The organism is Mycobacterium sp. NTMscope_Eco_3, assembly GCF_976985685.1.
Genome location: NZ_CDRJYZ010000001.1, coordinates 2,516,439 through 2,541,967 on the forward strand (window position 1 = coordinate 2,516,439; position 25,529 = coordinate 2,541,967).

24 protein-coding genes and 1 pseudogene are annotated in these 25,529 nt (G+C 68.1%); 19 read left to right on the forward strand and 6 right to left on the reverse strand.

The features are described from left to right. Positions 1 to 6 precede the first annotated feature (6 nt). From bphC to AC0KTM_RS11615, 4 genes are all read left to right on the forward strand, one after another. Positions 7 to 915: a biphenyl-2,3-diol 1,2-dioxygenase gene (gene bphC / locus AC0KTM_RS11600; protein ID WP_225328747.1), complete on the forward strand. Its 909-nt coding sequence runs from the start codon at positions 7 to 9 to the stop codon at positions 913 to 915. Next, positions 879 to 2,378 (forward strand): FAD-dependent oxidoreductase, encoded by a 1,500-nt coding sequence (locus AC0KTM_RS11605; RefSeq protein ID WP_472415558.1) that lies wholly within the window; start codon positions 879 to 881, stop codon positions 2,376 to 2,378. The genes bphC and AC0KTM_RS11605 overlap by 37 nt, the downstream gene beginning before the upstream one ends. Positions 2,379 to 2,535: 157 nt before the next feature. Further along, positions 2,536 to 3,372, forward strand: coding sequence for an IclR family transcriptional regulator (locus AC0KTM_RS11610; protein ID WP_238955929.1), 837 nt, complete (start codon positions 2,536 to 2,538; stop codon positions 3,370 to 3,372). Then, a complete protein-coding gene (locus AC0KTM_RS11615; protein WP_238955930.1) occupies positions 3,369 to 4,292 on the forward strand; it encodes an alpha/beta hydrolase in 924 nt (307 codons plus the stop codon). Before AC0KTM_RS11610 ends, AC0KTM_RS11615 begins: the two co-directional genes overlap by 4 nt. Here AC0KTM_RS11615 and AC0KTM_RS11620 read toward each other — a convergent pair. Beyond that, positions 4,278 to 5,507, reverse strand: coding sequence for an NADH:flavin oxidoreductase (locus tag AC0KTM_RS11620; protein ID WP_238955931.1), 1,230 nt, complete (start codon positions 5,505 to 5,507; stop codon positions 4,278 to 4,280). The two genes, AC0KTM_RS11615 and AC0KTM_RS11620, sit on opposite strands and share 15 nt — an antisense overlap. Before the next feature lie 100 nt (positions 5,508 to 5,607). Between AC0KTM_RS11620 and AC0KTM_RS11625 the strand changes: the two genes are divergently transcribed. After that, positions 5,608 to 5,964 (forward strand): hypothetical protein, encoded by a 357-nt coding sequence (locus AC0KTM_RS11625; protein ID WP_238955932.1) that lies wholly within the window; start codon positions 5,608 to 5,610, stop codon positions 5,962 to 5,964. Beyond that, positions 5,957 to 6,583 carry a Dabb family protein gene (locus AC0KTM_RS11630; RefSeq protein WP_238955933.1) on the forward strand — a complete coding sequence of 209 codons (627 nt, stop codon included), beginning with the start codon at positions 5,957 to 5,959 and terminating at the stop codon, positions 6,581 to 6,583. Before AC0KTM_RS11625 ends, AC0KTM_RS11630 begins: the two co-directional genes overlap by 8 nt. Here AC0KTM_RS11630 and AC0KTM_RS11635 read toward each other — a convergent pair. Both AC0KTM_RS11635 and AC0KTM_RS11640 read right to left on the reverse strand, forming a co-directional pair. Further along, positions 6,580 to 7,470, reverse strand: a complete 891-nt coding sequence (locus AC0KTM_RS11635) for an SDR family NAD(P)-dependent oxidoreductase (protein WP_238955934.1) — start codon at positions 7,468 to 7,470, stop codon at positions 6,580 to 6,582. The genes AC0KTM_RS11630 and AC0KTM_RS11635 overlap by 4 nt on opposite strands. Continuing rightward, positions 7,467 to 9,404 carry a flavin-containing monooxygenase gene (locus AC0KTM_RS11640; protein WP_238955935.1) on the reverse strand — a complete coding sequence of 646 codons (1,938 nt, stop codon included), beginning with the start codon at positions 9,402 to 9,404 and terminating at the stop codon, positions 7,467 to 7,469. The genes AC0KTM_RS11635 and AC0KTM_RS11640 overlap by 4 nt, the downstream gene beginning before the upstream one ends. Before the next feature lie 93 nt (positions 9,405 to 9,497). Here AC0KTM_RS11640 and AC0KTM_RS11645 point away from each other — a divergent pair, with 93 nt between their 5' ends. The 12 genes and pseudogenes from AC0KTM_RS11645 (at position 9,498) to AC0KTM_RS11700 (ending at position 21,421) form a co-directional block, all read left to right on the forward strand. After that, positions 9,498 to 11,096: an acyl-CoA synthetase gene (locus AC0KTM_RS11645; protein WP_238955936.1), complete on the forward strand. Its 1,599-nt coding sequence runs from the start codon at positions 9,498 to 9,500 to the stop codon at positions 11,094 to 11,096. Positions 11,097 to 11,134: 38 nt separating this feature from the next. After that, positions 11,135 to 12,241 carry a zinc-binding dehydrogenase gene (locus tag AC0KTM_RS11650; RefSeq protein WP_238955937.1) on the forward strand — a complete coding sequence of 369 codons (1,107 nt, stop codon included), beginning with the start codon at positions 11,135 to 11,137 and terminating at the stop codon, positions 12,239 to 12,241. 13 nt (positions 12,242 to 12,254) lie between these two features. Continuing rightward, a complete protein-coding gene (locus tag AC0KTM_RS11655) occupies positions 12,255 to 13,673 on the forward strand; it encodes an aldehyde dehydrogenase family protein (RefSeq protein ID WP_238955938.1) in 1,419 nt (472 codons plus the stop codon). Continuing rightward, on the forward strand, positions 13,670 to 14,446 hold the full coding sequence (locus AC0KTM_RS11660; protein WP_238955939.1) for a crotonase/enoyl-CoA hydratase family protein: 777 nt from the start codon (positions 13,670 to 13,672) through the stop codon (positions 14,444 to 14,446). Before AC0KTM_RS11655 ends, AC0KTM_RS11660 begins: the two co-directional genes overlap by 4 nt. Further along, on the forward strand, positions 14,446 to 15,585 hold the full coding sequence (locus AC0KTM_RS11665) for an acyl-CoA dehydrogenase family protein (RefSeq protein ID WP_238955940.1): 1,140 nt from the start codon (positions 14,446 to 14,448) through the stop codon (positions 15,583 to 15,585). The genes AC0KTM_RS11660 and AC0KTM_RS11665 overlap by 1 nt, the downstream gene beginning before the upstream one ends. Next, complete coding sequence (locus AC0KTM_RS11670; RefSeq protein WP_472415559.1) at positions 15,582 to 16,607, forward strand: acyl-CoA dehydrogenase family protein; 1,026 nt, start codon at positions 15,582 to 15,584, stop codon at positions 16,605 to 16,607. The genes AC0KTM_RS11665 and AC0KTM_RS11670 overlap by 4 nt, the downstream gene beginning before the upstream one ends. A gap of 70 nt (positions 16,608 to 16,677) precedes the next feature. After that, positions 16,678 to 17,166, forward strand: a complete 489-nt coding sequence (locus tag AC0KTM_RS11675) for a nuclear transport factor 2 family protein (protein WP_472415560.1) — start codon at positions 16,678 to 16,680, stop codon at positions 17,164 to 17,166. Between the two features lie 2 nt (positions 17,167 to 17,168). Next, positions 17,169 to 18,041, forward strand: a complete 873-nt coding sequence (locus AC0KTM_RS11680; protein ID WP_472415561.1) for an SDR family NAD(P)-dependent oxidoreductase — start codon at positions 17,169 to 17,171, stop codon at positions 18,039 to 18,041. A gap of 12 nt (positions 18,042 to 18,053) precedes the next feature. Then, positions 18,054 to 19,038: pseudogene (locus AC0KTM_RS11685) on the forward strand (alpha/beta hydrolase). A gap of 45 nt (positions 19,039 to 19,083) precedes the next feature. Further along, positions 19,084 to 20,160: a hypothetical protein gene (locus AC0KTM_RS11690; protein WP_472415562.1), complete on the forward strand. Its 1,077-nt coding sequence runs from the start codon at positions 19,084 to 19,086 to the stop codon at positions 20,158 to 20,160. A gap of 17 nt (positions 20,161 to 20,177) precedes the next feature. Continuing rightward, positions 20,178 to 20,960 (forward strand): SDR family NAD(P)-dependent oxidoreductase, encoded by a 783-nt coding sequence (locus AC0KTM_RS11695; RefSeq protein ID WP_472415563.1) that lies wholly within the window; start codon positions 20,178 to 20,180, stop codon positions 20,958 to 20,960. Between the two features lie 17 nt (positions 20,961 to 20,977). After that, on the forward strand, positions 20,978 to 21,421 hold the full coding sequence (locus AC0KTM_RS11700) for a nuclear transport factor 2 family protein (protein WP_472415564.1): 444 nt from the start codon (positions 20,978 to 20,980) through the stop codon (positions 21,419 to 21,421). A gap of 18 nt (positions 21,422 to 21,439) precedes the next feature. Here the strand turns inward: AC0KTM_RS11700 and AC0KTM_RS11705 are convergent, their stop codons facing one another. Genes AC0KTM_RS11705 through AC0KTM_RS11715 form a run of 3 tightly spaced genes read right to left on the reverse strand, consistent with a single transcriptional unit; the run spans position 21,440 to position 23,672 of the window. Further along, a complete protein-coding gene (locus AC0KTM_RS11705) occupies positions 21,440 to 22,252 on the reverse strand; it encodes an SDR family NAD(P)-dependent oxidoreductase (protein ID WP_472415565.1) in 813 nt (270 codons plus the stop codon). Further along, on the reverse strand, positions 22,252 to 22,539 hold the full coding sequence (locus AC0KTM_RS11710; protein ID WP_472415566.1) for a ferredoxin: 288 nt from the start codon (positions 22,537 to 22,539) through the stop codon (positions 22,252 to 22,254). Before AC0KTM_RS11710 ends, AC0KTM_RS11705 begins: the two co-directional genes overlap by 1 nt. Then, positions 22,539 to 23,672 carry a Rieske 2Fe-2S domain-containing protein gene (locus tag AC0KTM_RS11715; protein ID WP_472415567.1) on the reverse strand — a complete coding sequence of 378 codons (1,134 nt, stop codon included), beginning with the start codon at positions 23,670 to 23,672 and terminating at the stop codon, positions 22,539 to 22,541. The genes AC0KTM_RS11710 and AC0KTM_RS11715 overlap by 1 nt, the downstream gene beginning before the upstream one ends. A 101-nt stretch (positions 23,673 to 23,773) precedes the next feature. Between AC0KTM_RS11715 and AC0KTM_RS11720 the strand changes: the two genes are divergently transcribed. Next, complete coding sequence (locus tag AC0KTM_RS11720; protein WP_472415568.1) at positions 23,774 to 25,516, forward strand: 3-ketosteroid-delta-1-dehydrogenase; 1,743 nt, start codon at positions 23,774 to 23,776, stop codon at positions 25,514 to 25,516. Positions 25,517 to 25,529 lie beyond the last annotated feature (13 nt).

The following is a 25,529-nucleotide window of genomic DNA, read 5'->3' on the forward strand; positions in this document are numbered from 1 at the left end:
CTTTCGGTGACTGACCTGAAAAGCCTTGGCTACATCACGGTTTCGACCGCCGATATCGAGCGTTGGCGCCATTTCGCGTTCGGTGTGCTGGGATTTGCCGAAGGGAAAGGACCTGACGAGTCCGCGCTGTACTTGCGGATGGACGAGCGCGCGGCCCGGATCATCGTCGTGCCCGGCGACGTTGACCGGGTGATCACCGTCGGCTGGGAGGTGCGCGACCACCAGGCGCTGCAACGGGTCAAGGCCGCCCTGGACGGCGCCGGTGTCGGTTTCAAGGAATTGTCCGTCCAGGAGGCCGACGCCCGCCGCGTCGAAGAGGTGATCACCTTCGAGGACCCGGCCGGCACCACGCTGGAGGTCTTCCACAGCGCGGTGCTCGACCACAGCCCGGTGATCACGCCGTTCGGCGCGAAGTTCGTGACGGGCGACCAGGGCCTGGGCCACGTCGTCGTTCCCGCAACCGATTTCAACGGCGTCGTCGACTTCTACACCGAGGTGCTCGGTTTCCGGTCTCGTGGCGCGTTCCGGGTGCCGCTGCCCGCCGAGTTCGGCCCGATCCGGGTGCGGTTCCTCGGCATCAACGCGCGCCATCACAGCCTGGCGATCTGCCCCGCCGCCCAGCAGCGCGATCCCGGACTGGTGCACGTCATGGTGGAGGTGGACACCCTCGACGCGGTCGGCCAGGCGCTGGACCGGGTCAACGCCGATGGCTTCACCGTCGCGTCCACCCTGGGCCGGCACACCAACGACAAGATGGTGTCCTTCTACGTCCGCGCGCCCGGCGACTGGGACATCGAATTCGGCACCGACGGGATGCGGGTCGACGAAACGTACTACACCGCAGAGGAAATCACCGCCGACAGCTATTGGGGCCACGAGTGGATTCCGGATCCACCCGCGGCCATGCGCATGTGATCGCCGAAATTGATGTGACGCCGCTGGCGGCGTCGTCGATCACGTCGTGGGCCGCCGAGGCCGACGTCGTCATCGCCGGCTATGGGATCGCGGGCGCCGCCGCGGCGGTGGAAGCCGCCCGCTCCGGCGCCGACGTCCTGGTGCTCGAGCGCACCGGCTCCTGGGGCGGCGCGGCGTCCATGGCCGGCGGATTCATCTACCTCGGGGGCGGCACCCCGCTGCAAAAGGCTTGCGGCTTCGACGATTCCGTCGACAACATGGCGGCATTCCTCAATGTCGCGATGGGGCCCGGCGCGGACGAGACCAGGATCGCCGACTACTGCGCCGGCAGCGTCGCCCACTTCGACTGGCTGGTGGGCTGCGGCGTCCCGTTCAAGGCGGAGTTCTTCTCCGAGCCGGGCTGGGAGCCCATGGGCGATCAGGGGTTGATGTACAGCGGCGGCGAAAACTCCTATCCGTTCAACACGATCGCTGCCCCCGCCCCGCGTGGGCACGTCCCGCAGATGCAGAACAAGAAGCAGGGCGAAGCGAGCGCGGGCTACATGCTGATGAAGCCGCTCGTCGAAACGGCCACCGCCGCCGGCGCGCGGGCGCTCTACGACGTGCGGGTGCAGCGGTTGATCACCGAATCCGACGGCCGGGTGGTGGGCATCTGCGCCCGCCAGTACGGGCACGACATGGCGATCCGGGCGCGCCGCGGGGTCGTGCTCGCCACCGGCAGTTTCGCCTACAACGACGCGATGGTGGCGCGCTACGCGCCGCGCATCGCGGGACGGCCGGCCGCGTCGATCGAGCAACACGACGGGCAGGCGATCCGGATGGCGCAGGCGCTGGGCGCCGACCTGGCGCACATGGACGCCACCGAGGTCGCGATCTTCGTCGACCCCCAACAGCTGGTGCGCGGCGTCCTGGTCAACGGGCGCGGTCAGCGCTACGTCGCCGAGGACACCTACCCGGGCCGCATCGGCCAGCTCACGCTGTACCAGCAGGACAACGTCGCGTACCTGATCATCGACGGTGACGCGCAGGAGGAGGCGGAGGCGTCGTGGTCGCCGAAGCTGATGCTGCGCCCGGCGACCTGGGTGGCCGACACCGTCGCGGACCTGGAACGCGACATGGGCCTGCCGCCCGGTTCGCTGCAGGCCACCGTGACCGCCTACAACGAGGGCGCCGCGCGCGGCGAGGACCCGCTGCTGCACAAGAAGCAAGAGTGGATCAGGCCGATCGGCTCCCCGGTCGGCGCCATCGACCTGCGGGAAAGCACCGGCGGCTTCACGCTGGGCGGGCTCGCCACCACGCTGGATGCCGAGGTGCTGCACGTCAGCGGCGCGCCCATACCCGGGCTGTTCGCCGCCGGCCGGTGCACCGCCGGCCTGGCCGCGTGGGGCTATGCCAGCGGCGTCTCGCTCGGTGACGGCAGCTTCTACGGCCGCCGCGCCGGACGCTCGGCCGCCAACGCCTGATTCCCTTTTGCCCGCGGGCGTAACGCCACTGCGAAAAATCGCGCGGAGATTCACAGTGCCGTTACGCTCGCGGGTTTGTCGGCGCGGTGTGTGACAGCGACCACAGCGGTGTGGTAGAACTATATTCCTAATAGGAATATGCCAGCCAGGAGGACGTATGGCCGCGCCTGCCGAAACCCCCACCGCCGTCATCGACCGCATCTCGCTGGTCCTGGACGCCTTCGACGGCCCCGGACGGCTGACGCTGGCCCAGATCGTGCGCCGCACCGGCCTGCCACGCTCGTCGGCGCACCGGATGCTCGAGCGGCTGGTTCAATTGCGCTGGCTGCGTCGCAGCGGTCGTGACTACGAACTCGGCATGCGGCTGGTGGAGCTGGGTTCGCTTGCCGTGCACCAGGATCGGTTGGTGCGGGCCGCGGGCCCACTGCTGGGTGAATTGCACCGCGCCACCGGGCTTGTCGTGCACCTCGCGGTGCTGGACGGAGCCGACGTCGTCTACCTCGACAAGGTCGGCGACCGGATGCTCGGTGCGATCCCCACCCGGGTCGGCGGCCGTCAGCCCGCGCACTGTACCGCCGTCGGTAAGGCGATCCTGGCTTATCGCGACGAGGAGACCGACATCGATCTGGGGGCCCGCCTGACCAAGTACTCGATTTCCAGTGCCCCGCAACTGGCGGCGGAACTGGCCAAGGTCAGGGCGCACGGCGTCGCCTTCGAGCGCGAAGAAGCCCTGCTCGGGTTTGGCTGTGTCGCGGCCCCTATCGGGAGTCCCGGTGAGGCCGTGGCGGCCGTGTCGGTATGCGGTCCGCTGAATCGCATGGCGCTTGACCAGCGCCTCGCCGCCCCGGTGCGCATGACCGCGATGGGCGTGTGGCGCAACGTCGAAGGCGGCCCACAACGAGTCGCCCCGACCCTGCAGCCGCTGCGGCCGTTGCCTTCCCTGCGGCCGCAACACCCGGCGCCGGCGCGACGGCCGGCCCTGCAGTACGCGTGAGCCTCGATCCGCAGATCGCTGCGATCCTCCCGCAATTGGATGGCGGGTTCCCACCCGTGCAGGAGATGAGCGGCGCCGAGGCCCGAGCGCTCATCCGGTCAAGGCTCGTGCCGCCGGCGCGGCCCGAACCCGTCGCCGCGGTCGCCGATCGCTCGGTGGAGGGTCAGGGTGGCCCGATCCCCGTGCGCGTATACCGTCCCGAGGCGGCTGGACCGCTGCCGATCCTGGTCTACGCACACGGCGGCGGGTTCGTGTTCTGCGACCTGGACAGCCACGACGGGCTCTGCCGCAATATCGCCAACCTCGTTCCCGCCGTTGTGGTTTCGGTCGACTATCGGTTGGCTCCGGAGAATCCCTGGCCGGCGGCGGCCGAGGACGTGTACGCCGTGACGTGCTGGGCGTACGACAACGCCGGGTCGCTCGGGGCTGACCCCGAGCGTCTGGTCGTGGGCGGCGACAGCGCGGGCGGCAACCTGGCCGCGGTGACCGCGATCATGGCCCGCGACCGCGGCGGCCCGGCGCCGGCGGCCCAACTGCTGCTCTACCCGGTGATCGCGGCCGACTTCGACACCGAGTCCTACCGGCTGTTCGGCCGGGGCTTCTACAATCCCAAACCGGCGCTGCAGTGGTACTGGGATTGCTACGTGCCCTCGCGCGAGGACCGCGCGCACCCGTACGCCGCGCCGCTGAACGCCGACCTGCGCGGGGTGCCGCCCGCCGTGGTGGTGGTCGCCGGCCACGATCCCCTGCGCGACGAGGGATTGGCCTACGGCGCCGCGTTGACAGCGGCCGGCGTGCCGACCAGGCAATTGTGTTACGACGGCGGCATCCACGGGTTCATGACGATGCCGATGCTCGACATCGCGCACCGGGCGCGCAAAGAGGCCGCCGCAGCCCTGTCCGAGCTATTGCAGCGGTAGTTCGTTGGCGCGCAACGGTTCTGCCGCACCGTAGCGCTGTCCGGGATCGAGCACGCAATGGGTCCGCCCGAACACGGTGACCATGCATTTGTTGTTGTGGGTGCAGCGGCTTCGGGTGGCCGGATCGGCGATCATCCTGGAGACCAGGTCCGGTTCGCGCAGCAGCGCCCGCCCCATCGCCACGAAATCGAAGCCTTCGCGCATGCCGGTCTCGACGTGCTCGCGATTGGTGATGCCTCCCAGCAGGATCAGCTTGGTGTTGCGCATGAGGGGGACGAACTGGCGGGCATTCTCCAGCATGTAAAGGTCACGGTAGGGATAGTCGCCCATCGCCCACTTTCCGATGAAACGGATGCCGGTGCGCATGGGCTGCGGCATGACCTGGGCGAATTCCTTGACGGGGACGTCACCACGAAACAGATACATGGGCTTGAAAACCGAAGAGCCCTGGGTCAATTCGATGGCATCCAGCACGGCGTCGGCATCGAGCAGCGCCGCGGTGCGCAGCGCCTCGTCGACCCAGATGCTACCGGGCACACCGTCGTCCATATCGAGCTTGGCGGTCACCGCGATGCGGTCACCGATCTCGTCGCGAACGCGCCGGGCGATCTCACGGCAGAACCGCGACCGATTGTCGATGTCGCCGCCGTATTCATCCCTGCGCCGGTTGATCAACGGACTCAAAAACGAGCTCGGCAGGTATAGGTGACCGAAATGCAGTTCCACGGCATCGAAGCCCGCGTCGGCGGCCACCCGGGCGGCGGCACCGAATTGGTCGATCACCCGGGCGATCTCGGCGCGGGTGATCTCGCGGCAGTAACCCATGGACGCGGGGTTGACGAACCTGCTCGGCGCCATGGGCGTGACCCCGGTCAGCCTCTTCTGCGCCACGACACCCGCGTGCCCGAGTTGGGCCGAGATCGCCGCACCGTCCTGGTGCACCGCGTCGGTCAGCTTCCGCAGGCCCGGAAGGGCCGCCTCGCTCATCACGATTTGTCCGGGCGCGCTGGCGCCCTCGGGCGCCACGCAGCAGTACGCGACGGTCGTCATCCCGACGCCACCGGAGGCGAACGACCGATGGAATTCGATCAGATCGTCGGTCACCAAGCCCTGCGGCGATCGGCCTTCCGACGTCGCCGCCTTGATCACCCTGTTACGCAATGTCACCGGCCCCAGTACGGCGGGGGCGAAAGGGTCGGGCGGCGCTACACTCATGCGCCGACACTGAACCCCGCATCCGCAGTTGGTCAACGGTAGGTTCCCGGTGGCCGGGAGCCGACGGCGCCGCGTCCCCGGCGTGCCATACGGTCGGCTCATGGCCGACGGCGAAGTGTTCGTGATCGACCGGGTGGTGACCCGACCCGGGTGTGCCCGCCGATTCGTCGACGCCTATGTCGCCGAATACGCCCCCGGCGCGCGCGAACGGGGTATGACGCTGCGCGACGTTCTGGTGAGCCCGCCGATCTGGTTCGACGAGTCCGAGGAGCAGGTCAACACCGTCACCATCACCTGGACACTGCCTAGCGCGCAGGCGTGGTGGCAGATGACGTGGAAGGGGCGCCCGGATCCGGCGCTGGGCGAATGGTGGTCGCGGATAGGCGAATTGGTGACCGATCGGTCCCGGTCCTTCGCCGCGGCCGCCGACGACGTGGACGGACTGTGCGATGTATAACCTTACGCGGCTGATCGACGTCGCCGGGGCCGATCGCGACCGGATCCTCGACGAGTTGCGTACGGCCGCCGGTGCGGCGGCGCCACTGCGCCGGGTGGTGCAACCGACACTGCCCGGCTCGCGCAACGGGGGCGACATTCTGCTGCATCTGCGGTTCGCGACGAAAGACCAATGTGATCGCGCGGCAGATGATCTCGCCGCCGTGCTGGCTGATCCGTCGGTGGATCGGGTCAACGGCGCGGGCTACGCGGGCGCACCCGTTCGCTGCGGCGAGAAGCTGGGCAGCGTCTACCGAACGCTTTTGCTGCGCGTGCAGCCCGACACACCCGAGCACACCGTCGCCCGGTTCGAGCGCGAGCTGTCATCAATGCCGCGGCACTTACCGACGATCCGGGCCTGGCAGCTGAGCCGGGTATCCGCGGTGGTCGGAAACTGCTCGTGGACGCACGTTTTCGAGCAGGAGTTCGCCGATGTCGAGGCGCTGATGGGGCCCTACCTGATGCACCCTATCCACTGGGCGGTGGTGGACCGCTGGTTCGACCCGGAAACCACCGACGTGATCATCCGCGACCGGGTATGCCACAGCTTCTGCGCCATCCCCGACCCGGTACTCGTCTAGACCCCCGACGGGGCGATATTCGGGTTAGCGGTCGCCGGCGGCTGCAGCGGTGGCAACACCTCGGTGCCGTCCAGGCTGTGCACCGGTAGTCGTTGTGACCACGGGTAGTGCAGGCTGAACGCGACCAAGCCGGTGCGCTCCTGGGCGGGCAGATGGCACATCGCCAGCACCGTCTCGGCCAGATACTCCACCGGTTCGGTGGGGAACGAGTCCGGAATCAGTTGCGCGGCACCGGGAGTGCGTACCGCCGTCGAGGGCCCGACGCAATTCACGGCGATGTTGGCGTCCAGCAGCTCGGCGGCCACGCCCTGGGTGAACCGGTGCAGGGCGGCTTTCATGGACGCATAGATCACGTCGCCGGACGTCTTGTTGTATTCCCGGTACGGCCGGACGGGGGCCACGCCCGTCACCGAGCCGATGTTGACGATCCAGCCCGCGCCTTGGTTACGCATTTGCGGCACAGCGGATTTCGTCAGCACGAACGGAACGCGAAGGTAGTGCTCCACGGTGCGGTCGAACGTTTCCAGGCTCATGTCCTCGACCAGCGAGTAGTCGGCGAAACCGGCGTTGTTGACCAGGATGTCGATGCGTCCGGTGCGGTCGAGCACCGCCCCGACCAAACCGTCGCGCTGCCGCGCATCCTCCAGGTCGCTCGCAACGCCGAACGCCGAGCCCCCGGCGGCCTCGATCAGGTCGATCGTTTCGCCGATGGTCCCCGGCAACGCGGCGGTGGTTCCGGCCCGCGTCGACAGAGAAGACGTGTGCGATCGTGCGGTGACCGCCACGGTCGCGCCCTCGGCGGCCAGTCGCTGCGCGATGGCGCGCCCTATACCGCGGCTGCTACCGGTGACCAAAGCCGTTTTGCCGGAAAGTAACCCGTCGCTCATCGCAGCTCGAGATCCTCTTCGGCCGGGGCGCGATGGTCGTGCCAGAAGTCGACCAGGCGGTACGGGAAGGCGATCACGATCCGGCCCCCCGACCGATAGTAGGTGTGGGCCGACGGCGTGTGGCGCCATACTGTGCCGGCCATGGTCGCATCGATGCGGTCGACGTAGTCCTCGTAGGCGCGCTGCGTGACCTCCATCGTTGCGGCCTCGCGCAACGCCAGCAACTGCAGGCATTCCATCACGTAGTGCACCATCACTTCGACACCGAAGTTGTGCCCCGCGCCGTGACCCGGACTGTAGTTGGGTGCAGAGGAAATGAACAGGTTGGGGAATCCGGGCACCATCCCGCCGCGGTAGGCCCGGGGAGCATCGCCCCACTCGTCGGTCAGCTTCTTGCCGTCGCGGCCCCGAATATCCACGTTGGAAAGGAAATCCAGGTAGTAGCCGGTCGCGTAGATGATGATGTCGAGGTCGATCTGCCTGCCGTCGGCGGTCACGATTCCGGCCTCGTTGACCCGGGCCGGTTCGCTGGCCTCGACGTCGACGTGGTCGCGGGCCAGCGCGGCGTAGTAGCCGCCGGGGTCGCGGATGATCCGCTTGCCATAGGGAGCGAAGTCGGGGGTGACCTTGCGGGCGAGCTCGCTGCCCGCGCCGAACACGCGATCGATGTAATCGAGGCAGATCTGCAGCAGCACGTCGTTGGCCGGCGAGATCGACAGGTGCTCGGCCGCCCACTCCTCGTCATGCAGGATCACCGGATAGTTGTTGTCGGATGTGCCCCAATAGGACTTGAGCCGAACCCAATTGGCGTAGAACGGGAGCCGGGTGCCCAGCCACCTCTGGTAGGCGGGAACATCGTCGGATGGCCGCCGTCGCGGCGCGACCCAGTGCGGCTGGCGTTGGAACACCGTCATGTGCGCGACCTGGTCCACGCATGCGTCGACGATCTGGACCGCGGTGCACCCGGCTCCGATGATCGCGACCCTTTTGCCCGTGAGATCCAGCTTCGGATCCCACTGTGCGGAATGGATCGAAATTCCCGAGAACGTCTTGCGGCCAGGCAGTTCCGGCCACCGCGGCCGATTGAGATACCCGGCGGCCGGAATCACCACATTCGCGTAACTGACGTCGCGGGTTCCGTCCGGGCCGACCGCGTGGATCTGCCACTGCCGGCGCCCCTCGTCCCACCACAACGCTTCGACCTCGGTGCCGAAGCGGGTGTGCCGGCGCAGATCGTTCTTGTCCGCCACCGACACCAGGTAGGCCTGATACTCCGCACCCTGAGGGTAATAACTCGACCAGTCGCCGTTGATGTCACGCGACAGGGAGTAGTACGCCGAGGGCGTGTCAACACCGATGCCGGGATAGGTGGTGGTGTACCAGGTTCCGCCGACCTCGTCGTTTCGCTCGATGATCTGGTATTCGATACCCGCGTCCGCGCACGCGAGCGCGGCGGTGATGCCGGCAATGCCCGCGCCGATGATGACCACCCGGAAGTCCGCGGGAAGCTTTGCGGTGCGCGGCAGTACCGGTTGTGAGGGCTGGAACCCGCCCTGCTCGAGGAGCAGCTGCAGGTACTCGGGGCCGATCTCTCCCCCGAGCGCGATGGGGGCGATACGGGCGAACAGGTCGAGGTCGTCGGCGGGCACCGCGTCCGGCCGGCGCGGCTCCCCCAGTGCGGTGACGATCTCCTCGATGAGCCGTGCGGCGGTCTCGGGATCGGTGACGCCGGCCTGCTCCGGCGGGTTGGGCACGTGGCTGATCTTCGGTGCGAACCGCTCGGCCACGGTCGGGTCGCCGGTCAGCTGCGCCAGGACGGCGACCAGCACACCGGGGTCCGCCTGACGCAGGTTGGCGCGCAGTTCGCCGGCGCCGTCGTGATCCGGACCCGTCCACCCGGCGCTTTCGGTCGTGAAAGGGACACCAGTGCTCATGCCGATGAGTATCGGCGCGGTCCACCGCGCATGGCGGACCCCTGCCTACTCAGCGGGACACGGATGACCCGCCCGCGGGCGACGGCGCTTACCGTGACCGGCATGCAGTCCGATGACCTCGACGCCATGATCGAACGGGCACGTAGCCATGGACTCGGCGATATCCCCCGGCGATCGGCCCGCCGGCACCCGCACAAGATCGCGATCATCGACGACGGTGTCGTGCTGACGTTTGCCGAATTCGATGACCTGGTAGACCGGGCGGCAGCGGCCCTGCGCGACAGCGGGTTTGGGCCCGGCGGCCGATTAGGGCTCTTGTCACGCAACTGCTGGCAGTACGCCGTGCTGGCATTCGCGACGGCGCGTGCGGGAGTGGTCCTGGTCCCGATCAACTTCATGCTGACCGCAGAGGAGATCGCCTACATCCTCGATCACAGTCAGGTCGGCGGCCTCGTCGTCGAGGCGGATCTGACACCGACCGCCGAGGAGGCGATTCTGCGAGGTGGGGCGGTCAGGGCCAAGGTTGCCCTGGTGCCGAGGGGACACCAGGGCGTGCCCGGTTGGGCGGATTTCAGCCAGTGGCTGACCACCGACGCGCCGGTCCCTAGCCCGCACATCGACGACGACCAACCCCTGCGGCTGATGTACACCAGCGGAACCGAATCGCGCCCCAAGGCCGCCATCCACACCAGCCGCAGCCTGATGTGGCAGTACGTCAGCACGATTGCCGCGGGCGAGATGTCGCCCGACGACGTCGAGATCCACTCGCTGCCGCTGTATCACTGCGCGCAGCTGGACAACTTCCTGGCCACCGATATTTACCTGGGCGCGACCAGCATCATCCTGCCGCGGCCCGAGCCCGAAACCGTGCTGCGCACCATCGAGCGCTACCGCGTCACCAACTATTTCGCTCCGCCGACGGTCTGGATCTCGCTGCTGCGCTCACCGGTGTTCGATCAGGTGGACCTGTCCAGCCTGCGCAAGGGCTACTACGGCGCCTCGGCCATGCCGGTGGAGATCCTGCGCGAGATCCGCGAGCGGCTGCCCAACCTGCGGCTGTGGAACTTCTACGGCCAGACCGAGATGGCGCCGCTGGCCTCCGCGCTGGGACCCGACGAACAGGACGCGCACGGCGGAGCGGCCGGACGGCCGGTGCTCAACGTGGAAACGGCCATCCTCGACGACGCGGACAACCCCGTCGCGGCCGGCGTGGTCGGCGAGATCGCCCACCGCAGCCCGCATTTGACGCCGGGCTACCTGAATGACCCGGAACGCACGGCGGCGGCTTTCACGAGCGGCTGGTTCCACTCCGGTGACCTCGGCTACTTCGACGAACACGGGCTGCTGCACGTCGTCGACCGCAAGAAGGACATGATCAAGACCGGCGGCGAGAACGTGGCCAGCCGGGAGGTCGAGGAAGTCATCTACCGGCACAACGGTGTTGAGGAAGTCGCGGTGTTCGGCCTGCCCCACCCCGTGTGGGTGGAAGCCGTCGTGGCCGCCGTCGTCCCCCGCGACGGCGCCACCCTCTCCGAGGAAGACCTGTTCTCCCACTGCCGGGCTCATCTGGCCGGCTTCAAGACGCCCAAACGTGTCTTCTTCGTCGACGCGCTGCCGAAGAACCCCAGCGGGAAGTTGCTCAAACGCTTGCTGCGGGAACGTTTCAGTATTGAAGAGCACGCATTCAGTTGACCTCGAAACAGCATCTGCCCGAAAGGAATTCGTCGCCCGTGTACACAGGCCGCATCGCACGCTTCGACGGGCCCGGTAAGCCCTTCGAAATCGAAACCGTCAGCCTGCCCGAAGTCGGCCCCGGCGAGATCCTGATCAAGGTCACCCGGGCCAACATCTGCGGCTCGGATGTGCACGCCTGGCACGGCACCTTCGCCACCCGGGGCCTGGGCGGTCAGCTGCCGACCGTTCTGGGCCACGAGATGGTCGGCGCGGTCGAAGCGCTCGGCGACGGCGTCAGCACGGATTCCAGCGGCACACCTCTGCAACCGGGCGCCCGGGTGGTCTTCCCGTATTTTTTCTGCTGCCATCGGTGCCGGAATTGCCTGGCCGGCCGGCGTAACGCGTGTCTGAACTTGACGATGGCGATGCTCGGCCGTGCCGACGCGCCGCCGTATTTCGTCGGCGGATACGGCGACTACTACCTGCTGCCGGCCGGCGCGGTGGTGTACACCGTGCCCGACGGTGTTTCCGACGACATCGCCGCCGGCGCCAATTGCGCACTGTCGCAGGTGATGTACGGCCTCGAGCGGGTCGACCAGCAGCTTGGCGAGACCGTGGTCGTGCAAGGCGCCGGTGCGCTCGGCCTGTATGCGGTCGCGGTCGCCAAGGCGCGCGGGGCGGCACGTGTGATCGTCCTCGACGGGGTGCCCGAACGCCTGGAACTGGCGGGCGCCTTCGGCGCCGACCACGTCATCGACATCACCGAGGTGCCCGACGTCAAGGACCGCGCCAAGCTCGTCCGCAAGCTCACCGATGGGCAGGGGGCCGACGTGGCGGTGGAGGTGGCGGGCCACCCGGCGGCGATCGATGAGGGCCTCAAGCTGCTCGGGCAATTCGGCCGCTACGTCGAGATCGGCAACATCAACATCGGCAAGACCTTCGAGTTCGATCCTTCCCGATTCGTGTTCGCCAACAAGACGATGATCGGAGTGTCGCTGTACGACCCGGAGGTATTGTCGCGGGCGCTGGCCTTCCTGGAACAGAACCAAGCCAGGCTGCCACTGAGTCACCTTGCCGCGAAATGCTATTCGCTCGACGACATCAATGAGGCCTTCGCGGCCGCCGAAGGCAGGCGCGACGTCCGCGCCAGCATTGTCCCCTGACCGAAAGAAGACCATGCACGACTACGACCGCACCACGCTGTTCATCGACGGGCAATGGGTCGAGCCCGCCGGGCGCGATGCCATCGAGGTGATCGACCCCTCGACCGAGAAGCCGATCGGTTCGGTGCCCGCCGGCACGCAAGCCGACGTGGACGCGGCGGCGGCCGCCGCCCGGCGTGCGTTCGACCCGCTGATCGGCGTCGCCGAGCGCCGAGAGCGGGTCGCCGCGGTGATCGCCGCGATGGAGAAGAGGCTGCCCGACATTGCCGAGACCATCAGCCGCGAGATGGGCGCCCCGCTGCGCATCGCCCAAACCGTGCAGACGCAGGTACCGCTGGCGGTGGCCCGGGGTTTCGCCGGCGTGCTGGACTCCTTCGAATTCGAAGAGCGCGTGGGCAATTCGCTGGTCCTGCGGGAGCCCTACGGCGTGGTCGGGGCGATCACCCCGTGGAACTACCCGCTGTACCAGGTGGTCGCGAAGGTGCTGCCGGCGATCGCGGCCGGCTGCACGGTGGTGCTCAAGCCCAGCAACGAGGCGCCGCTGTCGGTGTTCGAATTCGTGGAGGCCGTCGCGGAGGCGGGCCTGCCCGCCGGCGTGGTGAATCTGGTGTCGGGGGCGGGCGCCGTGATCGGCGAGCGGCTCGCCGAACATCCCGACGTCGACTTCGTCTCGTTCACGGGCTCGACCGACGTCGGGGCGCGGGTCGGCGAACTGGCGGGGCGCACGGTGAAGAAGGTGGCGCTCGAGCTGGGTGGCAAGTCGGCCAACGTGATCCTCGAAGACGCCGACCTGGCCACCGCGGTCAAGGTGGGCGTCGGCAACGCCTTCCTCAACGGCGGCCAGACCTGCATGGCCTGGACCCGGATGCTGGTGCCGCGGTCCCGGTACGGCGAGGCACTGGACATGGCGCGGGCGGCGGCGTCGAAATACACCGTGGGAGACCCGTTCGACCCGGCCATCCGGATCGGCCCCTCGGCCTCGGCCAAGCAGTTCGGAACGGTGCTGGGCTACATCGAGCGCGCCGTGCGTGACGGTGCCCGACTGGTCACCGGCGGCGCCGAGAAGGTCCGCGACGTCGGCTACTACGTCGCGCCGACGGTCTTCGCCGACGTCGACCCCCACTCGGAGCTGGGCCAGCAGGAGGTGTTCGGGCCCGTCCTCGCGGTCATCCCGTTCGACGACGACGCCGACGCCCTGCGGATCGCCAACTGCACCCCCTACGGCCTGTCCGGCGCGGTGTGGGCCGGTGACATCGACCGCGCCATCGCCTTCGCGCGCGGTGTCCAGACCGGTCAGCTCGACATCAACGGCGGCACGTACAACCCGGTCGCCCCCTTCGGCGGCTACAAGAAGTCCGGCATCGGGCGCGAGCTCGGACGCGCGGGGTTCGAGGAGTACCTGCAGACCAAGTCCCTACAGTTGCCCGCATGACCGCGCCTCTCGATATCGCCACCGTCGGACCGACACAGGTCTGGACGATCAACCTGCCCGACATGGGCAACGCGATCACCGGCAAGGATTTCATCGCCGCGTTCGAGGAGGCCGTCGACGCCGCCAACGCCGACACCTCGATCTGCGCGGTGATCCTCACGGGCGCGGGCAAGATCTTCTCTGCCGGCGGCAACGTCAAGGAAATGGCCGACCGTGCCGGCATGTTCGGTCTCGACGCTCTGGACCAACGGCACGCCTACATCGCCGGAATCCAGCGGATCCCGCGGGCGCTGCAACTGCTCGAGGTGCCGCTGATCGCCGCGGTCAACGGCGCGGCCGTCGGCGCCGGCTGCGACCTGGCGATGATGTGCGACATCCGGATCGCATCGGAGCGCGCGTCGTTCGCGGAGAGTTTCGTGCAGCTCGGCCTGATTCCCGGCGACGGCGGCACCTGGTTCCTGCCACGTGCGGTGGGCTACGAACGCGCCGCCGAGATGACGTTCACCGGCGATCGCGTGGACGCGGCGACCGCCCTGGAATGGGGCATGGTCAGCCGCGTGGTGCCGCACGACGACCTGCTGCCGCAGACCCGGGCGCTGGCCGAGCGGATCGGCAAGAATCCGCCCCACGCGCTGCGAATGGCCAAGCGGCTACTTCGGGAGTCCCGCACGGGCTCGCTCGATGCCACGCTCGGCATGGCCGCGGCCATGCAACCGCTGGCGCACCGCTCCGCCGAACACGCGCGGCGCATCGAGAAGTGGAAGGCACGCTGATGGCACTCCCGCGCCTGGTGCCGCCCGCCGGCGTCGACACCGCGGCGACCGAGGACCTGCGTTTCGAGGTGCGCGATTTCCTGGCCGACCAATCGGCCGCGGGGGCGTTCACCCCGTCCGTCGACGCCTGGCTGACGGGGTGGGACGAAGAATTCACCGCCGCCCTCGCCGCGCGCGGTTGGCTGGGCATGACGGTGCCGGCCGAATACGGCGGGCACGGGCGCTCATTCCTGGAACGGTTCGTCGTCACCGAGGAACTCCTGGCCGCCGGCGCACCCGTGGCGGCACACTGGATCGCCGATCGCCAAATCGTGCCCTCGCTGCTCAAATACGGGACAGAGCACCAGAAGTCGGAGTTCCTGCCCCGGCTCGTGCGCGGCGAGTGCTTCTTCGCCATCGGGATGAGCGAGCCGGACTCCGGTTCCGATCTGGCCAGCGTGCACACCCGGGCGGTGCAGGTCGACGGTGGCTGGTCGCTGACCGGCACCAAAGTGTGGACGTCGGGTGCCCACCTCGCGCACGCGTTCATCGCGCTCGCGCGCACCGCAGCGGTGGACCCCGCGAACCGGCACGCCGGCCTGAGCCAGTTCATCGTCGACCTGCGCGGACCCGGCGTCGAGATCCGGCCGATCGTGTCGATGAACGGCGCCCACCACTTCAACGAGGTGATCCTGGATTCGGCGTTCGTCCCCGACGCCATGGTCTTCGGTGAAATCGGCAACGGCTGGCAACAGGTGACCTCCGAGCTCGCCTTCGAACGCAGCGGGCCCGAGCGGTTCCTGTCCACGTTCGTGCTGTTGGCGGCCTGCGCCGATCGCATGGCGTCGAACGCCATCCCCCGCGACCCCAATATGGGGCGCCTGGTGGCGCGCATCGCCGGCCTACATCAGATGTCCACCGCGGTGGCGGGTGCGCTGGAACGGCACGAAGCCGCGGACCTACCGGCCGCGGTCGTCAAGGTGCTGGGCACCACCACCGAAGGCGACATCGCCGAATTCGCCGACCTGCAGGAGGCCCCCGACTCGGCCTTCTCGGACCTGGTGTGTGCGGCCGTCGATCAGCGGCCCGGCTTCACGCTGCGCGGCGGCACCAACGAGGTGTTGCGCGGTGTGCTCGCGCGCGGGTTGGGCATGCGATGAGCACCGGGCCCTCCGTTGACGGCGCCCTCGTCGAGATGATGGACGCGGTTTTCTCCGATTACCGCGACAAGCACCCACCCGCGGCGACGATCGAGCGCGATCCCGCCCTCTGGCGGCACCTCGACGAACTCGGCCTCGTGCGCTTGACCGGTGCGGAACAGCACGGCGGTAGCGGGGCAACCTGGTACGAAGCCGCCGAACTGGTGACCGCGGCCGCCGGCCACGGGGTTCGAATCCCGTTGGCCGAGCACGACTTATTGGCCTGCTGGATGCTGGAGGCCAGCGGGATGCCCGCGGACGACACGGTTCGGACCGTGTGCGTGCTCGACAAACAGGCAACCGCAACGGCGGTGCCCTGGGCCACTTCCGCCGACCGGATCGTGGTCGTGTGGCGAGCCGAGGGCGGACACCGAGTTGCCGACGTCGCCACTGAGCGGCTCACGGTCACCCCGGGCAGCAACCTGATCGGCGAGCCACGCGACACTGTGACCGCCGATCCGGCGGACCTGCAAGGGATCCCGGTCGGACTTGCCCTCATCACCCAGCTTCGGCTGAAAGCCGCGCTGGTGCGATCCATCCAAGTGAGCGCCGCCCTGGACCGGATCCTGCAGCTGTGTACCGACCACGCGGCCGCACGGGTCCAGTTCGGCCGCCCCCTGGCCAAGTTCCAGGCCGTACAGAACCTGATCTCCGATATCGCCGCCGAAGCCGCGCTCGCCCGAGCGGCGACCGAGGCGGCACTGCACGCCGGGGTCATCAGTCAATGGACGGCGCCCCACCTGGAATTCCTTGTGGCCGTGGCACGTTCGTGTGCCGGTCATGCGGCTTCGGTGGCGGTCCGCAACGCTCATCAGGTGCACGGCGCGATCGGCACCACCCGCGAGCACCGGTTGCACGAGTTCACCCGCGCGGCGCTCGCGTGGCGTTCGGAGTTCGGCTCGGTGCGGTATTGGGACGAACGGATCACCGACGCGGCGATGCACGCGAGCGCTGGAGCCCTGTGGGAGCTGATCACCGGCTGAATCCAGACCGTGTTCCACTGACCGGGCATCGGCAAACTCAGCGGGACAACACCGGAGTTGACTTGTGCCCATGAGCAACGACATCAGCCTGGCCGAGCTGCAGGAGTTCATCGCGTCCTTCTGGTACCACTACGACGAGGCCCACTACGAAGAACTGGCGACCAGTTACGCCGAGGATGTGCACTATCTGACCCGGAGCGATTCCGGCGCAAGCCCTTTCGAAGAACTGATGTCACCGGAGCTCAGCGGTCGCGACGCGGTGATGGAATGGCTGTCCGAGCACCGCAAGCAGAGCCCCTACCCGTTGCGGCACCACGCCACCAACGTGCATCGCACCGGAACCGACGGCCCTGCCGACGGGGTCACCCGCGCGCGGTTCTACATCTTCGTCAACCAGATCGCGAACTTCGTGCCGTTCGCGGTGTCCAGCGGCGTGGTCAACGTCGGGGTCCGGCGCGGCGTCCGGGGACTGGAATTCACCGAGATGGACGTCGTCCTCGACGCCACCAACTCGGTTCTGCTGTCGGAAATGCACGCCGAAAGCGGCGCCGGCTCATAGCGATGGATGCCCAGACAGCCTTCGGCGGCGGTGTCGCGGTCATCACCGGCGCAGGATCCGGCATCGGCGCCGGACTGGCCCGGTACGCCTCCCGGTTGGGCATGGCGGTGGTGCTGGCCGACGTCGACGGGGACGCCGCCACAGCGCTGCGCGACGAGCTGTCCGCGGCCGGCGGCGTGGCGCACGACGTCGTCTGCGACGTGCGTGACCCCGACGCCGTGCAGAACCTCGCCGACCGTGCCTACCGCGACGTCGGGCCGGTGCGCCTGTTGGTGAACAACGCGGGCATCGAACAGTTCGGCTACCTGTGGGACACGCCGGTGGCCAACTGGCAACGCGTCATGGACATCAACGTCAGCGGTGTCTTCCACGGCGTGCGCGCGTTTCTGCCGAAGATGATGGCCAGCGACGAGCAGGCATGGGTGTGGAACATCGCATCGGTGGGCGCGGTGGTGGCGATGCCGTTGCAGGCGCCCTACATCGTGAGCAAGCACGCGGTGCTGTCGCTGACCGAGTGTTTGCACCTGGAGGTGCGGACCACCGGGCACGCCCATCACATCCACGTCCAAGCCGTGCTACCCGGGCCGGTGCGCTCCAACATCTTCGAGTCCGCGGGAGGCGTCGACCCCGGCGCGGCCACCGATGTGGCCGCGGCCGAAACCCACCGCTCGACCATGCTCGGCATCAAGACCGCGTCCATGGATCCGCTGGAGGCCGCCGAGACGATCTTCGGGCAGTCCGCCGAGGGGCGCTTCTACCTGCACACCCACCCGGACAGCGTCGGCGCCGCGATGACAGAGCGAGCCAATGTGCTTGCCGCGCAACAGCCCCCACGACTGCGGACCGAGACCCGGTTCGAATCCGCACCGCACTGACGTGGCGGCGACATGACTTCTCCCGCACTGGATCCCGACGCGGCCGCCCGGATCGCCTCGTTCGGCGAGATCGCCCCGATGCGGCAGCGGGGTTTGGCCGCGGTGCGCGCCGGGCTGGAGGCCGCGCCGCCGCCCGAGGCGATGCCCGAGATGGCGGCCGTGACCGAGACGCTCGCACCCACCGCCGCCGGCGTTGTACCCGTCAGGATTTATTGTCCGACAACGGATTCCGGTGCACCGGTGTTGATCTACCTACACGGCGGTGGGCTGGTGATGGGCTCCAACCGCTCGTTCGAACCCTTGGCACGCGAGCTGGCCTCGGCGGCGGCGGCCGTCGTCGTCGCCGTGGACTACCGGTTGGCCCCGGAGGCACCGCCGCCCGCGCAGTTCGACGACGCCTACGCCGCCACGGAATGGGTGTCGCACAACGCCGACCAACTGGGTGTCGACGCCGAGCGGCTCGCGGTCGTCGGCGACAGCGCGGGCGGTTCGCTGGCGGCGGCGGTGGCGCTGGCCGCGCGCGATCGCGACGGACCGGCCATCTGCGCACAGGTGCTGCTGTATCCCGGCCTGGACCGCGACATGTCCGTCGCCTCGATTGCGGCGATGCCCGACGCGCCGCTGCTCACCCGCGACGACATCGACTACATGCACGCGGTGGTCGACGGCGACGCCGGACCGCCCACCGACCCGTATCTCGTACCGGCATATGCGACCGATCTGTCGGGTCTGCCGCCGGCGATCGTGGTCACCGGGGGCTGCGATCCGATTCGGGACTGGGGTGAGCGCTACGCGGCCCGGCTGCGCGACGCCGGCGTGCAGACCACCGTCACCCGCTATCCCGGCATGTACCACGGATTTTTGATGCGTTCCGACGCCACCGCGCGGGGCCGGCTGGCCCTCGCGGAGGTCGGGGCCCTGCTTCGGGCGAAGTTCGCCCATCCGCTCCATTTTTGACGTCCCGATCACCGGACAGCCGTCCACCGAATCGCGGTGACACTGCGCACAATCAACCGATCTCGAACTGCAAAGGAGACCGCTGATGCTCACCGACGAGCGCCGGATGGAGCTTTCCGACGTGCTGAGGCCGGCCGCCCCACCCCGCGAAATCGACGACGTCTACACCGACGACCAGCGTGAGCGCCTGCTCGACGTGGTGCGCACCGAAGGCCCGTGGAAGCTGATCATCGCTCAACACTTCGCGTCGGCCGACGAATTGATGGCGACGATGAGCGGCATGTTCCCCGAGGGCTTCTCCCCCTCGCTGGACTTGTTCCTGACCCCGACCTTCCGCGGCTACCTCGCCAACTACGGCGCGGTGCTCTACCCGCAACTACACGACTGCTTCTACAACGAGCGCTTCCTGGACATGGCCAAGAACTACTGGAACGCCGAATACGCCAAGCCCCAGTTGATGCTGTTCAACATCAACGGGCCCTGCGCCAATCGCGACCCTGGCCACCTGGATTCGCCGAGCTTCCGCGGCGTCCGCCACGAGAACGCCCCGACGTGGTTGACCAGCGTCATGGGCAAATCCGGCCTGTTCCGCGACCATCTGATCAAGATGGCGCAGGTCATCACCTGGTTCTCACTCGACGCCGGCAGCGGATTCACCTATTGGCCGCAGGGGCCGCTCAAGGCGCCCCAGCGCATCCTGCCGCCGATCAACAACCGCGGCGTGGTGGTGCAAAACGAGATGATGGTGCACCGCGGCGAGGCGAATGGCCCACTGGACCAACAAATTCCGGCGGGCCTGGCCTTCGACACCGTGTTCGCGGGAGACCCCGCCAGCCGCGACCACTGGCTGCTGAAGAACGGCGAGGACGTGATCGCCCGCCACCACACCGACGAACTCCGGTTCCTGGTGCACTGGTCGGCCGAAGTGTTCTCCGACTACGACGAGCTGAAAAAGAACATGGAAGGCTCGGATGACCTGACCGTCGAGAAGGCCATCGACATCATGGTCGATGACCTCAAGGCCAAGGGCATCAAGCTCGACATCCCGAGTGAACCGCTGCACGACCCGGCGTTCATCGCCGCGCTCAACGCCGCCTACGACCTCGGCGGGCCGACCGCGTACCCGGAGGAAGCCCCGATCAGCGCCTTCCAACTGGCATGAACGAAAGGTCTGCACTGATGGATCGTTTCGCCGATCGGCGGGCCATCGTCACCGGAGCCGGCTCCGGCATCGGGCAGGCCACCGTGGCCCGGTTGCTCGACGAGGGGGCGACGGTCGTGGCCTACGACGTCGCCGCGGAGGGGTTGGCGCGCACGGCGGCCGCCGCCGACGACGCCGGCACCGCCAAGCGCTTGACCACCGCGGTGCTCGATATCTCCGCCGAGGACGACGTGATCGCCGCCGTCGATGCCGCGGTGGCCGACCTGGGCGGCCTCGAGGTACTGGTCAATGTTGCGGCCGTGCAGACCTGTTCGCACACTCGCCAGACCACGCTGGCCGACTGGAACAGGACGCTGGCGGTCAACCTGACCGGCACATTCCTGATGACGCGCCAGGCGCTGCCGGCGCTATTGGAATCCGGCCGCGGTGTCGTCGTCAACTTCACCTCCACCGCCGCGTCGTTCGCCCACCCCTACATGGCCGCGTACGCCGCCAGCAAGGGCGGCATCCTGAGTTTCACCCATTCGCTGGCGCTGGAGTACTCCAAGCAGGGGTTGCGCGCGGTGAACATCCAACCCGGCGGGATCTCAACGGCTTTGGCCAACAGCACGCTGGAGAAAATGCCCGACGGGTATGACCTCGGCCTGTGGGCCAAGCAGACTCCGCTGCTGCACGGCAAGGACAGCGAAATACTCGGCGACGCCAGTGCGGTCGCCGCGGTGATCGCCATGGTGGCCTCCGACGACGGCGCATTCATCACCGGCACCGAGATCCGCGTCGACGGCGGGGCGCACGCCTAGGCCAAGGGAACAGCCGCATGGATGACGAACGATTGCAGGCTCTCTGCGACGAACGCGACATCGAACGCGCGCTGAATCTTTTCGCGAGGGCCATGGACAATCGCGATTGGGACACGATGGCCGAGATCCTTGCCGAGGATGCGCAAGGGGATTTCGGGACGGGGCGTTTGGAGGGAACCGCGGCGATCATCGAAACGATTCGCGGGTTTCTCGACAAGTGCGGCCCCACCCAACACCTCCTGGGCAATGTCGTCGTCGACGTCACCGGCGACACCGCAGTGAGCCGCGCCTATGTCCGTGACGTGCACCTGAATTCGGCGGCTGACCCATCGACGCGGTTCTACACGGTCGGCGACTATCACGACACATGGCGGCGCCGCCATGACGGATCGTGGTGCCTGACGGAGCGGGTGAAGGCCAACCGCGCTTACGTCGGAGCGCTCGATGTTTTCGGTGGCTGACGGTCCGTCCGATTCCGGCTAGCGCACCACGACGCTGCTCGGCGTCCGGGGCGAGCCGAGCATTTCCCGGTGCGACGGCGGGCGGCGGCCGCCCTCGTCGGTGATCCCGTAACGCTCCGCAAGTTCCGCCCCGATCAGCGCCTGCCCGCTCAGCTCCTCCAGGGCCGGATCGCAGAACAACGCGTGAATCAAATGTCCAGTGAATTCGGGTGTTTCGGCGTGTTCGGCGGTCGCGGCAAGCGCCGCCGGATCCGCACTGAAAGCGGCGCGCAGCTTTTCGGTCAGCAGGATGCCCATCCAGATCGACACCGTCGCGACCCCGGTGCCCCGGAAGTCCACGGCCATGTCCGCGACCATCTTGTCGACCCCGGCCTTCTGCGCGCCGTAGGCGGGACCGTGCATGTAGCACACCGACCCCGGCGAGGACGTGAACGCGATCAGGCCGCCGCCGGCGGCGATCAGTAGCGGTGCGGCACACCATGAAGCGACGTAGGACGATCGCAGTCCCACATCGAGCACGTCGGCCAGCTCGAGTGGCTTCTCCCAGAAGGGCTTTGGGCTGACCAGCTCGTCGGAGATGGTCGCGGCGTTATTGACCAGAAGATCGAGGCGCCCGCACTCATCGCGCACGCGGTCGAACAGGCCCTTGACGGCGTCGTCGTCCCCATGATCGACACGAACGGGCACGATGCCGGGCGGAGCGTCGCTGATGGTGCGGCTTGTCGCATACACCCGCCAGTCGCGGGCGGCAAGCGCGGCCGCGATACCGCGTCCGGCGCCGCGGCTGGCTCCTGTCACGACGGCGACCCGTGCTGCACCACTCACTGTCATCACATTACGGGGTCGACGACCGCCAATTCTCCTGTGGCCACGGCGGCCTGGATCGAATCCCGCAGTGCGGCACACACCAGGAAGGGCCCGTGGTGATGACCGGCGAGGCGCTCGGCTTCACGGCGCTCGATACAGCTCGCCGAGGCGCGCTCGTTCCACTGCACACTCGTCTGGTTCCAGCTGCTTTTGCGGGCCAGCACCCGCGCACCGCACTCGCGGCACGTGATCGGGGCCATGGGCATGTCGACGAGTCGGTTGTCGGTCCTGACGGACCCGTCGAGTGCCATCACACGGAACCCGCCGCCTGGGCCGCGAGGTTCGCTTCGACCTCTTTCATCCATGCTTCGTACGGCCGGGTCGTGTCGAGTTCGAACTCGAAGCGATCCACCATGTCCGGTTGCACGTCGGCGGCGTCGACGTAGAACTGCTGATACCAGCGACGCAGCTGATAGACCGGCCCGTCCTCCTCGACCAGCAGCGGGTTGTCGATGCGCGCCTTGTGCCGCCAGATCTGCACGTCCTGCTCGAAACCGAGCTTGACGTAGTCGCCGAGGGTGATCGCGGTCTCCATCGCCTGGTCGTCGGGCATCACCTCTGACTTCTTCACGATGATGCCGTATTGCAGCACAAAGGAATTCGCGTCGATCGGATAGTGGCAATTGATGAGGATCGTGTTGGCGTCCCCGTGCTCGTAGTGATACGTCAGGTCGTCGATCATGAACGAGGGACCGTAGTAGGACGCCACCGATGTCGTCCCCAGCATCTGCGATCCGGTGCCACCCATGTCCGGCCGGCTTCCACCGTTCATGTATTGCGTGGCCACGTGCCCCTCGAAGATGTTCTTGAAGTACGTGGGCAACGAGCCGTGGATATAGAAGAAGTGCGCCATATCCACGACGTTGTCGATGATTTCGCGGCAGTTGCTTCCCACGACGGTGGTGTACCAATGCCAGTCGGTCCACTGGTCGCTGGTGGCGCCCTCGATGCGCGGGATCGTCACGTCCGACGGCGGGGGTTTGCGCTCGGGGTCGTTCCAGACGAACAGCAAGCCGTCCTGCTGCAGCGTCGTCCAGGCTTGTGTGCGGGCCAGTTTGGGGGTGCGACGGCTGTAGGGCACCTGCTTGCAGCGGCCGTCGCCGCCCCAGCGCCAATCGTGGAACGGGCACGCGATCTCGTCGCCCTTCACCTCGCCCTGCGACAGGTCGCCGCCCATGTGCCGGCAATAGCTGTCGAGCACGTTGATGTTGCCGTCACCGCTGCGGAACACGACGAGCTTCTGTCCGAACGCGTTGATCGCGTGGGGTTTGCCGTCGGCGAAGTCCCTTATCAGTCCCAGGCAGTGCCAGCCGCGGGCGAACCGCGTCGGCGCCGCCTGCGCTTCTATCAGCCGAACTTCGTCGGCCTCAGTCTGCGACGTCATGGGCGCGATTCAACTCCCCCGGCCCGGCACGTGGGCCGCGTTGTTCCACTCATCAGGACGGCTCTTCCGGTAGCGCGCCGGCGCGGCCTACCGTTTCGGACGTGACGACGCGCAGCACGACGATCCCTGCCGGCCTTCCCGTGGCCGACACCGCCGTTGATCTGCTCGTCGTCGGCTCCGGTACCGGCATGGCGGCGGCGTTGGCCGCCCACGAATCCGGGTTGTCGGCGTTGATCGTGGAGAAATCGTCGTATGTGGGTGGCTCGACCGCCCGGTCCGGCGGAGCGCTGTGGCTGCCGGCCAGCCCGGTGCTGGCCGAGGCCGGCGCCGGCGACACCGCCGAAAGCGCCAGCGCTTACTTGGACTCGGTGGTCGCCGGGTCGGCGCCCGCGCAGCGGTCGGCCGGGTTCCTGGCGCACGTGTCGGCGACGGTGGACATGCTGCGCCGCACGACGCCGCTGCGGCTGTTCTGGGCCCGCGACTATTCCGACTACCACCCCGAGAAGCCCGGCGGCAGCGCGGCCGGGCGCACCTGCGAATGCCGCCCATTCGACACCGCGCTGCTCGGCGAATACCGCACCCGGCTGGAGCCCGGCCTGATGGAAGTCAGTATTCCGATGCCGACGACGGGCGCGGACTACCGCTGGATGAACCTCGTCGCGCGCATGCCGCGCAAGGGCATTCCGACGTACGGCAAGCGATTGGCGCAGGGCGTGGCGGGTCGCATGCTGGGCCGGCGCTACGCGGCGGGCGGTCAGGGCCTGGCGGCCGGGCTGTTCACCGGGGTGCTGCGCGCCGGGATCCCCGTGTGGACCGACACCGCGCTCGCGCGACTCGCCCGCGAGGGTGAACGCGTGACGGGCGCCGTCGTCGAACACGGCGGCCGCGAGGTGACGATCACCGCCCGGCGCGGCGTGGTGCTGGCCACCGGCGGTTTCGACCACAGCATGGACATGCGGTGGAAGTTTCAATCGGAGTCGTTGGGCGCCGATCTCAGCCTCGGCGCCGCGGCCAACACCGGCGACGGCATCCGCGCGGGGCAGGAACTCGGTGCCGGCATCGACCTGATGGATCAGGCGTGGTGGTTCCCCGCCATCGCGCCGCTGCCCGGCAAGGCGCCGGCGGTGATGCTGGCCGAGCGCTCGCTTCCGGGCTGCCTGATCGTGGACCAGAACGGGCGCCGGTTCGCCAACGAAGCCACCGATTACATGACGTTCGGGCAGCGGGTGCTCGAGTTGGAGCGATCCGGCAGCCCGGTCGAGGCGATGTGGATCATCTTCGATCAGCAGTACCGCAACAGTTATGTCTTTGGCGCCGAACTGTTCCCGCGCATGCGCGTCCCGCAGGCGTGGTATGACGCCGGCATCGCGGCCCGGGCCGATAATCTCACCGATCTGGGCGCGCGGATCGGGGTGCCGGTCTCGACGTTCTTTGAGACGATGACGCGGTTCAACCACCATGCCGCCGTCGGCGAGGATCCCGACTTCGGCCGCGGCCGCAGCGCGTACGACCGCTATTACGGCGACCCGACGGTCACGCCGAACCCAAACCTGCGTCCGTTGGTCAAAGGCCCCTTCTACGCCGTGAAGGTGGTGCTGTCCGATCTGGGCACCTGCGGCGGCCTCAGGACCGACGAGCGGGCGCGGGTGCTGCGTGAGGACGGCGGGGTGATCCCCGGGTTGTACGCGATCGGCAACACCGCCGCGAATGCGTTCGGCACGACGTATCCGGGTGCGGGCGCAACGATCGCGCAGGGTCTGGTGTACGGCTACATCGCGGCGCAAGACGCGGCGATCGCGAGCGCGGCGCAGCCGGGCGAAGCGGGTCGCCGCCCTCGGAGCTAGCGGCGATCGCGAA